Consider the following 12,197-nt stretch of genomic DNA (forward strand, 5'->3'; position numbering starts at 1 on the left):
GCTGCTGACCATCCTCAACGCCATGCTTCGAGACAACGCCAGATTCCGACTCGAAACGCCTGTTGCGGCTTGACCTCCAACACCGTTGCTCCCCCGCAAGCGGGGGAGGTGATGCGCGCGCTGCGCTGCGCCTTCCCCCGGTTACGGGGGAAGGTTGGGATGGGGGGGCTTTCGCGTGACGGCCTGTGCCCCCGCCCGGCCCGCGACGCGTGCCGATCTCCCCTGCAAGCGGGGAAGGTGAGCTACGCGGCAATGGTCGGCGATTCACGCATCCCGCCCGCCGTCGCACGGCGGGCGTTCGCAGCCGCGCGCGGCATGCCGCGCACGCCGCGGCTACTCACCCAATGTCAGTAGGGAGGCGTTGCCGCCGGCGGCGGTGGTGTTGATGGTGACGGTCTTCTCGGTTGCGAAGCGCGGCAGGTAGTGCGGGCCGCCGGCCTTGGGGCCGGTGCCCGATTGGCCTTGGCCGCCGAATGGTTGCACGCCGACGACCGCGCCGATCTGGTTGCGGTTGACGTAGATGTTGCCGACCTTCGCGCGCTGGATGACTCGCTCGACGGTCTCGTCGATGCGCGAGTGGATGCCCAAGGTCAGGCCGAAGCCGGTCGCGTTGATCGCGTCGACAACCGCGTCGAGCTGGTCGCCCTTCCAGCGGATCACATGCAGCGCAGGGCCGAAGTTCTCGCGCGTGAGCTGGGACAGCGATTGCAGTTCCCAGGCGCGCGGGGCGAAGAACGTGCCGTGCTCGGTGCCGGATCCGAGCCGGGCCTCGGCGATCGGCTTGGCCGCGCCCTGCATCCGCGCGGCGTGTTCGTCGAGCAGCGCCTTGGCGTCGGGATCGATCACCGGGCCGACGTCGGTCGACAGCAACGCCGGGTCGCCGACGGTCAGTTCCTTCATCGCGCCGGCGATCATGCCGATCACCTTGTCGGCGATGTCGTCCTGCACGTACAGCACGCGCGCGGCCGAGCAGCGCTGGCCGGCCGAGGTGAACGCCGAGGCCAGCGCGTCCTTGACCAACTGCTCGGGCAGCGCCGAAGAGTCGGCGATCAGTGCGTTCTGGCCGCCGGTCTCGGCGATCAGCACCCCGATCGCGGCATCGCGCGCGGCCAGCGCACGGTTGATCGCGCGCGCGGTGTCGGTCGAGCCGGTGAAGGCGACGCCGGCCACGCGCGGGTCGGACGTCAGCGCCGCGCCGACGGTCGCACCGTCGCCGGGCAGGTACTGCAGCACGTCCTTCGGGATGCCGGCTTCGTGCAGCAGCTTCACCGCCTCGAAGCCGACCAGCGTGGTCTGCTCGGCCGGCTTGGCGATCACACTGTTGCCGGCCGCCAGCGCGGCGGCGATCTGGCCGGCGAAGATCGCCAGCGGGAAGTTCCACGGGCTGATGCACACAAACACGCCGCGGCCCGACAGCTGCAGCGCGTTCGACTCGCCGGTCGGGCCGGGCAGCGCCTCGGGCACGAATGCCGTGCGCGCCTGGCCGGCGTAGTAGCGCAGAAAGTCCACCGCTTCGCGGACTTCGGCGACGCCGTCGGGGATCGTCTTGCCGGCCTCGCGCGTACACAGCGCGATGAACTGCGGCATGCGCTGCTCGAGCAGGTCGGCGGCATGTTCGAGGATCGCCGCGCGCGAGGCGACCGGGGTGGCGTCCCAGCCCGGCTGTGCGGCAACCGCGTTGGCCAGCGCGCGCTCGACCGTGGCGGTGTCGGCGGCGGTCCACTCGCCCACGCGCACGCGGCGGTCGGCGGGGTTGGTGACCTCGGTCCGGGTGCCGGTCGCCGTGGCACCCGGCACCAGCGGCGTTGCCGTCCACGTCGTCGGCGCGCTGCGGATCTGCTCGGCGAGCGTGGCGAGCTGCGCGTCGTTGGCGAGGTTGACGCCCATGGAGTTGCTCCTGTCGAAAGACTGGCTGCGGTAGAGGTCGACCGGCAGCGGAATGCGGGGGTGGGGAATGGACTCGAAGCCGGCGACGACCTCGATCGGGTCGCGGATCAGGTCGTCGATCGCGACGTCCTCGTCGCTGATCCGGTTGACGAAGCTGGAGTTGGCACCGTTCTCGAGCAGGCGGCGCACGAGGTACGGCAGCAGGTCCTCGTGCGAACCGACCGGCGCGTACACCCGGCACGGCACATCCAGACGATCGGCCGGAATGACCTCGGCGTAGAGGTCGTCGCCCATGCCGTGAAGCTTCTGGAACTCGAAGCGGTGCGATGCGCCGACGGTGCGCGGACCCAGCAGCGTGCCGGCCAGGCGGTGCACCGCGGCGATGGTCTGCGCGTTATGGGTGGCGAACATCGGGTAGATCGCATCGGTCGCCGACAGCAGGCGGCGCGCGTTGGCCTGGTAGCTGACGTCGGTGTTGGGCTTGCGGGTGAATACCGGGTAGCCGGGATGGCCCTCGACCTGGGCGCGCTTGACCTCGCTGTCCCAGTACGCGCCCTTGACCAGGCGCACGGGGATGCGCCGACCCAGATCGCGGGCGAGCGCGGCGATCCAGTCGATGACGAACGGCGCGCGCTTCTGGTAGGCCTGCACGACGATGCCGAAACCTTCCCAGCCGCTCAGCGGCGGGGTCCGCACGGCGGCCTCGATGACATCCAGCGACAGCTCCAGGCGGTCGCTTTCTTCCGCGTCGACGGTCAGGCCGATCCGATGGTGCTTTGCGCGCTTGGCCAGCTCGGCCAGACGCGGCGCCAGCTCGGCGAGCACGCGCGCGTGCTTGGCATGTTCGTAGCGCGGGTGCAGCGCCGACAGCTTGACCGAGATCGACGGTGCGGCGATCTCGTCGTCGAAGCGGCCCGAGGTGCCGATCGCGTCGATCGCGTCCTGGTAGGCCTTGAGATACCGGTCGGCGTCGCGCTGGGTCAGTGCGGCCTCGCCAAGCATGTCGAACGAGTAGCGGTAGGCGGCGTTGGCGCCCTTGCGCGAACGCGTCAGCGCCTCGCCGATCGTGCGCCCCATCACGAACTGGTGCCCCATGATCCGCATCGCCTGGCGCACCGCCAGCCGGATCACCGGCTCGCCGACGCGCCCGACCAGCCGCTTGAACGCGCCGTGGACGTTGCGCTTGGTCTCGTCGGCCAGGTCGACCAGGCGGCCGGTCAGCATCAGGCCCCAGGTCGAGGCGTTGACCAGCACCGAGTCCGACTGGCCCATGTGCTTCTTCCAGTCCGCCTCGCCGAGCTTGTCGCGGATCAGCTTGTCGGCGGTCTCCTGGTCGGGGATGCGCAGCAGTGCCTCGGCCACGCACATCAGCAGCACGCCTTCCTCGCTGCCCAGGTCGTACTGCTGCATGAAGGCTTCGATCGCACCGCGGTCCTGGGCGCGCAAGCGCACCCGGCGGACCAGGTCGGCCGCGGTGGCCTGGATCGCGGCGCGGTCGGCATCCGGCTGCCGCGCCTGCGCGAGCAGCTCGCGCACATGAAGGGTCTCATCGCGCGTCCAGGCGTCGGTGATCGCCGCGCGCAGCGGCGGGAGAGGAGCCGCCGCATAGGCGGGAGACAGGCTGGCGTTCAAGGGGCGCACCGGCGAGGGCAGAAGCCGAATTCTATGGCGCCCTGTCGTCCCACGATAGGCCAAAAGAGACAGGCGCCGGACGCGGCCTCGAGCGCGGTCGTGCCGGCTCGGCGCTGGCGACCCGTACGAGGCCCCGCGCGCCATCATTTATTGGTACACAGTAGGGGGCGGGTCGCTTGCCCGAACCGCACCCAGGTGTCCATCTCCGACCACCCACCCGCGGCCGATGCTGCGGTGCAGCATCGGCTTGCCGCCGGCATGCAGATGCCGGACCGCATTGCGTCGGCAACTGCGACAGGTTGCCGCAGCAGAGCGCGGACAGCTAACATTCATTCGTTATCGCAGTACGCCGCCGCTCCTGCGCAGTCGTTCCGGTGCCCCCTGGGCCGGGCGAGGACGGACGCGTTCCCGCCAGACAACGCCAGCTCAGGCATTGGGGTTCGATGTGAAGCAAGCCGGTCGTTTCAAGCTGTGGATGTGCGGGCTCGCCACGATGGCGCTGTCTGCGAATACATGGGCGCAGTCCGCCGATCCCAAGCCGTGGCAACTGAACATGGGGCGTGGGGTCACCGCGTCGTCCCAGCACGCCTACGACGCCCACATGCTTGCGCTGTGGATCTGCGTGGGCATCGGTGCGTTGGTGTTCGGCGCGATGGCGGTCGCGATGTTCCGCTTCCGCAAGTCGCGCGGCGCGGTTGCCGCGCAGTTCAGCCACAACACCACCGCCGAGATCATCTGGACCGTGGTGCCGATCGTGTTGTTGGTCATCATGGCGGTGCCGGCCACGCGCAAGCTCATCGCCATGTACGACACCCGCGATGCCGAGATGACGGTCAAGGTCACCGGCGTGCAGTGGATGTGGAAGTACGAGTACATGGGCGAGGACGTCACCCTGACCAGCCGTCTGGACCGCGAAAGCGACCGGCTGCGGCAGAACCGCGGCACCACGCGCGCCGAGCTCGACGCCCACGGCCACTACCTGCTCGATGTCGACAACGCGCTGGTGCTGCCGACCGACACCAAGGTCCGTTTCGTGGTCACCGCCGACGACGTGATCCACTCCTGGTGGGTGCCGGCGCTGGGCTGGAAGCAGGACGCCATCCCGGGCATCGTCAACGAGGCCTGGACCGAGATCCTCGAACCGGGCATCTACCGCGGTCAGTGCGCGGAACTGTGCGGCAAGGACCACGCCTTCATGCCGATCGTCGTGCGCGCGGTGCCGCGCGCCGAGTTCGACAGTTGGCTGGCCGCCGAGAAGGCGCGCAATGCGCCGCCCGCCGCCGAACCTGAGCCCGCCCCGGCGCAGGCCGATGCGGAGGCCGCCGATGCGGCTGCCGCGCAGACCCCTTCCGCCCCCGCCGCACCCGCGGCCGGCTGATCGCTCGAGGTTGAATGCCATGTCGACGACGCACACCGCCACTGCCGACGCGCACCACGACGATCACGCCCACCGACAGGGCTTCGTCCAGCGCTGGTTCTTCTCCACCAACCACAAGGACATCGGCACGCTCTACCTGCTGTTCTCCTTCGTGATGTTCATCATCGGCGCGGGCATGAGCGTGATTATCCGCACCGAGCTCGCCTCGCCGGGCCTGCAGCACGTCAGCCCGGTGTTCTTCAACCAGATGACCACCATGCACGCGCTGGTGATGATCTTCGGCGGCGTCATGCCCGCGTTCGTGGGCTTGGCGAACTGGATGATCCCGCTGCAGATCGGCGCGCCGGACATGGCGCTGCCGCGCATGAACAACTGGTCGTTCTGGATCCTGCCGTTCGCGTTCACGCTGCTGCTGATGACGCTGTTCATGCCCGGCGGCGGCCCGGCCGGCGGCTGGACGCTCTACCCGCCGCTGTCGCTGCAGGGCGGCAACAGCGTGTCGCTGACGATCTTCGCGATCCACATGATGGGCATCAGCTCGATCATGGGCGCGATCAACGTCATCGCCACGATCCTCAACATGCGCGCGCCGGGCGTGGACCTGCTGAAGATGCCGATCTTCTGCTGGGCCTGGCTGATCACCGCGTTCCTGCTGATCGCGGTGATGCCGGTGCTCGCCGGTGCGGTCACGATGCTGTTGACCGACAAGTTCTTCATGACCTCGTTCTTCAACGCCGCCGGCGGCGGCGACCCGGTGATGTACCAGCACATCTTCTGGTTCTTCGGGCATCCCGAGGTCTACATCATGATCCTGCCGGCGTTCGGTATCGTCAGCGAGATCATCCCCACCTTCAGCCGCAAGCCGCTGTTCGGCTATCAGGCGATGGTCTACGCCACGGCCGCGATCGCGTTCCTGAGCTTCATCGTCTGGGCCCACCACATGTTCACCGTGGGCATGCCGCTGGGCGGCGAGATCTACTTCATGTTCGCCACGATGCTGATCTCGATCCCGACCGGCGTGAAGGTGTTCAACTGGGTCTCGACGATGTGGCGCGGCTCGCTGACGTTCGAGGCGCCGATGTTGTGGGCGGTCGCGTTCGTCATCCTGTTCACCATCGGCGGTTTCTCGGGCCTGATGCTGGCGATCGTGCCGGCCGACTTCCAGTACCACGACACCTATTTCGTCGTCGCGCACTTCCACTACGTGCTGGTCACCGGCGCGCTGTTCTCGATCATCGCGGCGACCTACTACTGGTGGCCGAAGTGGACCGGGCGGATGTACAGCGAGTTCTGGGCGAAGGTGCACTTCTGGTGGACGATCGTGTTCGTCAACCTGCTGTTCTTCCCGCAGCACTTCCTGGGTCTGGCCGGCATGCCGCGCCGCATCCCCGACTACAACGTCGTGTTCGCGGACTGGAACCTGGTCAGCTCGATCGGCGCGTTCGGCATGTTCGCCACGCCGTTCCTGATGTTCGCGATCCTGCTGCACTCCAAGCTGCGCGGCGCGCCCGCGGCCGCGCGCTCGTGGGAAGGCGCCAAGGGCCTGGAGTGGACCGTGCCGTCGCCGGCGCCGCACCACACCTTCGCCAAGCCGCCGGTGCTCAAGCCCGGCGACCTCGCGCACGACGACATCAGCCACTGAGGCCATGGAGCTGCGCGCCGCGATGCCCACGCCCGATGCCCACGACGACCTGGCCGCCCGCCGCCGCCGCGCGCGCCGCACGGCGCTGACGATCGCGGTGGTCGCGCTGTGCATCTACGCCGGTTTCATCCTGCGCGGGGTGCTGCTGGCATGAGTGCGCGACGTTCGCTGGGGATCGGCAAGCTGGTGGCGGTCTCGGTCGCCGCGTTCGCGTTCACCTTTTCGCTGGTGCCGCTTTACCGCATCGCCTGCGAGAAGGTGTTCGGCATCCGCCTGGAGAACAGCGCCGTCGCGGCGCCGTCGCAGTCGGCCGCGGGCGTGGAGGAGCGCTGGGTGACGGTGGAGTTCGACGCCAGCGTCAATTCGCACCTGCCCTGGTCGTTCCGACCCAACCAGACCCGCATGCGCGTGCGCGTGGGCGAGCAGTACGAGACCACGTACTACGCGCACAACGACAGCGCGCGCCCGATCGTCGGCAGCGCCACACCGTCGGTCGCGCCGGCGCGGGCGTCGGGCTTCTTCCAGAAGACCGAATGCTTCTGCTTCACCGCACAGACGCTCCAGGCCGGCGAAACCCGCGACATGCCGGTCCGCTTCATCATCGACCCCTCGCTGCCGCGGGACGTCAATACGGTCACGCTGTCGTACACGTTCTTCAAGAACGATGTGCTGACCTCGCGGCTGGTCGCCGATGCTGCCCCGCCGCGTGACGCGCGGCTGGGCGCCTCGCCTTGAGCGTCCCGCTTCATCTTTCGACACCGCGCCGCCACCCGGATACCGCCATGGCCCACGTGAAGACCGAACACCAGGATCCCAACGTCTACTTCGTGCCGCATGACAGCAAGTGGCCGCTGTTCGCGTCGGTTGCGCTGTTCGTGACGATGCTGGGCCTGGCCAGCTGGTTCAACGAGGCCAGCTGGGGCCGCACGACGTTCTTCGTCGGCATCGCCGGGCTGGCGCTGATCCTGTTCAAGTGGTTCGCCGACGTCGTGCTCGAGTCGGTGTCGGGCTACTACAACAAGCAGGTCGACGTGTCGTTCCGGATGGGGATGGTGTGGTTCATCTTCTCGGAGATCATGTTCTTTGCCGCGTTCTTCGGCGCGCTGTTCTACGCCCGCACGCTGGCGCTGCCGTGGCTGGGCGGCGAGGGCTCGGGCGCGATGACCAACTCGGTGCTGTGGGACGGCTACAGCGCCGCGTGGCCGACCGCCGGCCCCGGGGACGTGGGCGGGGTGTTCCAGACCATCCCGGCCTGGGGCCTGCCGCTGATCAATACGCTGATCCTGCTGGCGTCGGGCGTGACGATCACCATCGCCCACCACGCGCTGCGCGCTGCGCACCGCACCCGCTTGCTGGTGTTCCTGGGCGCGACGATCGCGCTGGGCTGCGTGTTCCTGTTCTTCCAGATCGAGGAATACGTCCACGCCTACCGCGACCTCAACCTGACGCTGGGGTCTGGCATCTACGGCTCGACGTTCTTCATGCTCACCGGCTTCCACGGGGCGCATGTCACGCTCGGCACGATCATGCTGATCGTGATCTGGCTGCGTTGCTTCCGTGGCCACTTCACCAGCGAGAACCACTTCGCCTTCGAGGCGGTGGCCTGGTACTGGCACTTCGTCGACGTGGTGTGGCTGATTCTGTTCCTGTTCGTCTACGTCGTCTGAGGACGAAGCAGGCGATGGTGCCGGGTGAGTCGTGAAACAAGCCCGGCGCATGCCCGCCCGCGCTTGCCCCGATCACCCCGCACCAATGACCGGTCCCGACCTCAGCCGTAGACGCCGTGCGGCTTGATCCACCCCATCCAGATCGCCAGCAGCACCAGCGCGATCAGCGCCACCGACAGCCCGATGCGGCGGGTCAGGGCGTTCACGGTCCGGTTGCTGCGGCCCTTGTCGTTGAGCATGTAGTACAGGCCGGCGCCCAGGTTCCACAGGATCAGCAGGACGAAGCCGATGATCAGCAGCAGCTTGAGCGACTCGTTCATGACCATCACGGACTCCGTGGCACCAGGGATATGAGCGGATTATTGCAGTCCGCGGGCGGCGGTGCGTGAGCCGGCGCGGCGGACGCGTCCTCGGGTGGGCGGCGGCGGTGCTGTTGGCGGTGGCGTTCGCCGGACTCGGTCAGTGGCAGCTGGGCCGGATGCACGACAAGCGGGCGATGCTCGATGCCGTCGAGCAGACCTTGACCGAACGCCAGGCGGTGCCGTTGGCGCAGGCCGCGGACCCGCATCGCCAGCGCGACTACGATTGGGCGGCCGGCCGTGGGCGCTTCCTCGATACGCCGGCATTCGTGCTCGACAACCAGATCCATGCGGGCCGTCCTGGCTTGCGCGTCTATCGCCTGTTCGCCCCTGACGCTGGTGCGCCGCCGCTGCTGGTCGATCTGGGTTGGGTGCCGATCGCCGACCGCACGGCGCGGATGCCGTCGGCCGAGGTGCTGGCCGGCGACGGGGTGATCGGACCGCCGATGGACCTGCGGGGCCTGCTGGCGCCGCCGCCATCGGCCGGGCTGGCGCTGGGGCCTGCGATCGGGCCGGGCCCGGCCTGGCTGATGACGCGCTTCGATGCCCAGGCGATCGCCTCGGCCGCCGGTGTGCCGACGCTGCCGCCGCGCGTGCTGCGGCTCGATCCTGCGCTGCCGGTCGGCTATGGTCGCGATCTGGCGATCCTGCCCAACACCTTGCCGCCCGAAAAACACCTGGGCTACGCCGTGCAATGGTTCGGCCTGGCGTTGACCGTGCTGGTCACCGCCCTGGTGCTCACTTTCCGGAAGTCCCGCCGATGACATCGTCCGTCCCGCGCGCGCAGCGCGACCGCAATCGCTGGTTGCTGGTGCTGATCGTGGTGCTGTTTCTGGGCAGCGCCGTCGTCGCCGGCGCGCTGCGCTTCTCGGGCTGGCGGCCGGCCGGCATGCAGAATCATGGCGAGTTGCTCGATCCGCCGGCCGACCTGCGTGCGCGCATCCCGCGGCTGCTCGATGGCAGCGCCTACGCCTGGCAGCCAGTGGAGCGCCGCTGGCGGATCCTCGTCGCGCCGCCCGCGGACTGCAGGGAGGCCTGTGTCGCGCTGTCGCGCGAGCTCGACCTGGTGTGGCAGCTGTTCGGCCGCAACGCCGACCATGTCGACATCCTGTGGCTGGGCCCGGTGCCTGAAGGCGCGGTGCGCAATACGGCGTGGCGCGAGCTGCAGGCCGACCCCGGCCTGCGTGCGACATTGCCCCGCGTCGACGGCAGCGTCGGCGAAGCGGACAATGGTGTCCCGGCCTACGTCGTGGACCCCAACGGGTTCGTGATCCTGCGCTACGCTCCCGGCTTCGATCCGGGGCATCTGCGTGCGGATATGGCCAAGTTGCTCAGACTCCGCTGATGACCCACAGCCCGCCCTCGAACGCCACGTCCTATCGCCCGGCCGTCCATCGCCACTTCCACCGCATCGCCTGGTTTGCGGCGGCGCTGACGTTGTGCGTGATCGTGTTCGGCGCGTTCGTGCGGTTGTCCGACGCCGGCCTGAGCTGCCCGGACTGGCCGACCTGCTACGGGCGCGCGACCTGGCCGCAGGCCGCCACCGACGTCAGCGACCACGCCGCGAGCGCGATCCGGCCGTTCGAGACCCACAAGGCCTGGCGCGAGCAGGTGCACCGCCACCTGGCGGCGACGCTGGGCGTGTTCGTGCTCGGCCTGGCGCTGCTGGCGGTCCGCCGCCGGCGTCACGGCGTGCTGCAGGTGATCGGCGCGGCCCTGCTGGTCGCGCTGGCGATCCCGCTGTACATGCGCGGCGACACGATGGCCGCACTCGCGGTCGCCGCGCTGGGGGAGGCGCTGCTGCTGTTCGCGGCGCTGCGCTGGTCGAACATCGACCTGGCGCGTGCGGCGGTGCTGACGCTGGCGGTGGTGATCTTCCAGGCGCTGCTGGGCAAATGGACGGTGACCTTGCTGCTCAAGCCGGTGATCGTCATGGGCCACCTGCTCGGCGGCATGCTGACGTTCTCGCTGCTGCTGTGGATGGCCTGGCGGGCCACGATGCAGCCGATCGTGCTGGCGCAGGCCGACACCTTGCGACGGTGGACGCTCGCGGCGATCGCGGTGGTCGGCGTGCAGATCGCGCTCGGCGGCTGGGTCAGCGCCAACTACGCCGCGCTCGCCTGCGGCGCCGGCGGCTGGACGACCGCGGTCCATCACTACGGCGACTTCCCCAAGTGCGTCGGCCAGTGGTGGCCACGGGGCGATTTTGGCGAAGGCTTCGTGCTGTGGCGCGGCGTCGGCGTCGACTACGAGGGCGGGGTGCTGGACGGCGCGGCGCGTATCGCGATCCAACTGGCGCACCGCGCGATGGCGGTGGTGGTGTTCGTCACGCTGCTCGCCTTCGTCGTGCGCCTGTCGCGCACGCCCGGCCTGCGCGGCTGGGCGGCGGCGCTGGGCGCGCTGACGCTGGCCCAGGTCGCGCTGGGCATCCTCAACGTCAAGCTCGCGCTGCCGCTGTGGGTCGCGGTGCTGCACAACGGCGGCGCCGCGCTGCTGCTGTTCGTGCTGGTCTCGTTGCTGGCGCGGTTGCGGCGGCCCGACTGACATGGCCGGCAGCAAGGCACGCGAGTACTGGACGCTGACCAAGCCGCGGGTGGTCGCGCTGATCGTGTTCACCGCGCTGGTGGGCATGTTCCTGGCCGTCCCGGGGCTGCCGCCGGCGCGACAGAGCGTCTTCGGCCTGCTCGGCATCTGGCTGGCGGCGGCATCGGCGGCGGCGATCAATCACCTGATCGACCAGCGCATCGACAAGGTCATGGCGCGCACGGCGCATCGTCCGCTGGCGACCGGGGCGCTGCGGCCGGGGCAGGTGCTGGCGTTCGCGCTGGTGCTTGGCGCGTTGTCGATGGCGATCCTGGTGCTGCTGGTCAACACGCTCACCGCGCTGCTGACGTTCGCCTCGCTGATCGGCTACGCGGTCGTCTACACGGGGTTTCTCAAGCGTGCGACGCCGCAGAACATCGTCATCGGCGGCATCGCCGGCGCCGCGCCGCCGTTGCTGGGCTGGGCCGCGGTGACCGGCATGACCGGGCAGTGGGACTGGGCGCACGCGCTGCTGCTGGTGCTGATCGTGTTCGTGTGGACGCCGCCGCACTTCTGGGCGCTGGCGATCTTCCGCCGCGAGGATTACGCCCGCGCGCTGGTGCCGATGCTGCCGGTCACCCACGGCGTGGCCTATACGCGCTGGCAGATCCTGATCTACAGCGTGTTGCTGGTGGTGATCACGCTGCTGCCGGTGGCGATCGGCATGAGCGGGCTGTTCTACCTGGGCGGTGCGGTCGTGCTCGGCCTGGTGTTCCTCTGGTATGCCTGGCGACTGCTCGATCCGCCGGACGAGTTCTTCGCGATGCGGATGTTCAATTACTCGGTGGTGTACCTGATGGCGTTGTTCGCGTTCCTGCTGGTCGACCACTGGCTGCTGCCGTGGCTGCCGGGGGCGGGCGGGCTGTCCGGCGGCGGCCTGGACTGGCAGCGCGTGGGCTGACGGGGCAAGGAATCAGCCTGCCGGCGGATTCTGGAAACGATTTCATGAATGCGGCAACATAGCGCCCTCCGCGCGGGCGCGCCTGCCGCCAGCCTGTGATCGTGCGCGTTGCGCCGTTCCAGCGACCGGCCGACGGGCCGTGCGGACA

The 12,197-nt window shown here is 69.1% G+C and carries 11 protein-coding genes; 9 read left to right on the forward strand and 2 right to left on the reverse strand.

Annotation, left to right across the window (positions count from 1 at the left end):
• Positions 1–333 precede the first annotated feature (333 nt).
• On the reverse strand, positions 334–3,528 hold the full coding sequence (gene putA / locus ABE487_RS13535; RefSeq protein WP_346452121.1) for a bifunctional proline dehydrogenase/L-glutamate gamma-semialdehyde dehydrogenase PutA: 3,195 nt from the start codon (positions 3,526–3,528) through the stop codon (positions 334–336).
• Between the two features lie 484 nt (positions 3,529–4,012).
• Here putA and coxB point away from each other — a divergent pair, with 484 nt between their 5' ends.
• The 5 genes from coxB to ABE487_RS13560 are packed head-to-tail and all read left to right on the forward strand — an operon-like array spanning position 4,013 to position 8,206.
• Entirely contained in the window at positions 4,013–4,897 is an 885-nt protein-coding gene (coxB, locus tag ABE487_RS13540; protein WP_346452908.1) for a cytochrome c oxidase subunit II, read from the forward strand.
• Between the two features lie 19 nt (positions 4,898–4,916).
• A complete protein-coding gene (ctaD, locus tag ABE487_RS13545) occupies positions 4,917–6,539 on the forward strand; it encodes a cytochrome c oxidase subunit I (protein ID WP_346445626.1) in 1,623 nt (540 codons plus the stop codon).
• Between the two features lie 4 nt (positions 6,540–6,543).
• Positions 6,544–6,693, forward strand: coding sequence for a hypothetical protein (locus tag ABE487_RS13550; protein ID WP_183427366.1), 150 nt, complete (start codon positions 6,544–6,546; stop codon positions 6,691–6,693).
• On the forward strand, positions 6,690–7,274 hold the full coding sequence (locus ABE487_RS13555; RefSeq protein ID WP_346445628.1) for a cytochrome c oxidase assembly protein: 585 nt from the start codon (positions 6,690–6,692) through the stop codon (positions 7,272–7,274). Before ABE487_RS13550 ends, ABE487_RS13555 begins: the two co-directional genes overlap by 4 nt.
• A gap of 47 nt (positions 7,275–7,321) precedes the next feature.
• Positions 7,322–8,206, forward strand: coding sequence for a cytochrome c oxidase subunit 3 (locus ABE487_RS13560; protein ID WP_346445629.1), 885 nt, complete (start codon positions 7,322–7,324; stop codon positions 8,204–8,206).
• A gap of 101 nt (positions 8,207–8,307) precedes the next feature.
• Here ABE487_RS13560 and ABE487_RS13565 read toward each other — a convergent pair whose 3' ends face one another.
• Positions 8,308–8,526: a twin transmembrane helix small protein gene (locus ABE487_RS13565; RefSeq protein WP_183427272.1), complete on the reverse strand. Its 219-nt coding sequence runs from the start codon at positions 8,524–8,526 to the stop codon at positions 8,308–8,310.
• A 65-nt stretch (positions 8,527–8,591) separates the two neighbouring features.
• Between ABE487_RS13565 and ABE487_RS13570 the strand changes: the two genes are divergently transcribed.
• Genes ABE487_RS13570 through ABE487_RS13585 form a run of 4 tightly spaced genes read left to right on the forward strand, consistent with a single transcriptional unit; the run spans position 8,592 to position 12,049 of the window.
• Positions 8,592–9,329, forward strand: coding sequence for an SURF1 family protein (locus ABE487_RS13570; RefSeq protein ID WP_346452122.1), 738 nt, complete (start codon positions 8,592–8,594; stop codon positions 9,327–9,329).
• Positions 9,326–9,910 carry a hypothetical protein gene (locus ABE487_RS13575; protein WP_346448652.1) on the forward strand — a complete coding sequence of 195 codons (585 nt, stop codon included), beginning with the start codon at positions 9,326–9,328 and terminating at the stop codon, positions 9,908–9,910. The genes ABE487_RS13570 and ABE487_RS13575 overlap by 4 nt, the downstream gene beginning before the upstream one ends.
• Complete coding sequence (locus ABE487_RS13580) at positions 9,910–11,109, forward strand: COX15/CtaA family protein (RefSeq protein WP_346445634.1); 1,200 nt, start codon at positions 9,910–9,912, stop codon at positions 11,107–11,109. The genes ABE487_RS13575 and ABE487_RS13580 overlap by 1 nt, the downstream gene beginning before the upstream one ends.
• Position 11,110: 1 nt before the next feature.
• Positions 11,111–12,049, forward strand: coding sequence for a heme o synthase (locus ABE487_RS13585; protein WP_346445636.1), 939 nt, complete (start codon positions 11,111–11,113; stop codon positions 12,047–12,049).
• The last annotated feature ends 148 nt before the right edge of the window (positions 12,050–12,197 follow it).

It is taken from the genome of Luteimonas sp. TWI596 (assembly GCF_039674105.1).
GTDB lineage: Bacteria > Pseudomonadota > Gammaproteobacteria > Xanthomonadales > Xanthomonadaceae > Luteimonas.

Coding starts and splice junctions, on each gene's coding strand:
- ABE487_RS13585 (WP_346445636.1), top strand. CDS start 11,111: ATGGCCGGCAGCAAGGCACGCGAGTACTGGACGCTGACCAAGCCGCGG.
- ABE487_RS13580 (WP_346445634.1), top strand. CDS start 9,910: ATGACCCACAGCCCGCCCTCGAACGCCACGTCCTATCGCCCGGCCGTC.
- ABE487_RS13565 (WP_183427272.1), bottom strand. CDS start 8,526: ATGAACGAGTCGCTCAAGCTGCTGCTGATCATCGGCTTCGTCCTGCTG.
- ABE487_RS13575 (WP_346448652.1), top strand. CDS start 9,326: ATGACATCGTCCGTCCCGCGCGCGCAGCGCGACCGCAATCGCTGGTTG.
- ABE487_RS13560 (WP_346445629.1), top strand. CDS start 7,322: ATGGCCCACGTGAAGACCGAACACCAGGATCCCAACGTCTACTTCGTG.
- coxB (WP_346452908.1), top strand. CDS start 4,013: ATGGCGCTGTCTGCGAATACATGGGCGCAGTCCGCCGATCCCAAGCCG.
- ctaD (WP_346445626.1), top strand. CDS start 4,917: ATGTCGACGACGCACACCGCCACTGCCGACGCGCACCACGACGATCAC.
- ABE487_RS13550 (WP_183427366.1), top strand. CDS start 6,544: ATGGAGCTGCGCGCCGCGATGCCCACGCCCGATGCCCACGACGACCTG.
- ABE487_RS13555 (WP_346445628.1), top strand. CDS start 6,690: ATGAGTGCGCGACGTTCGCTGGGGATCGGCAAGCTGGTGGCGGTCTCG.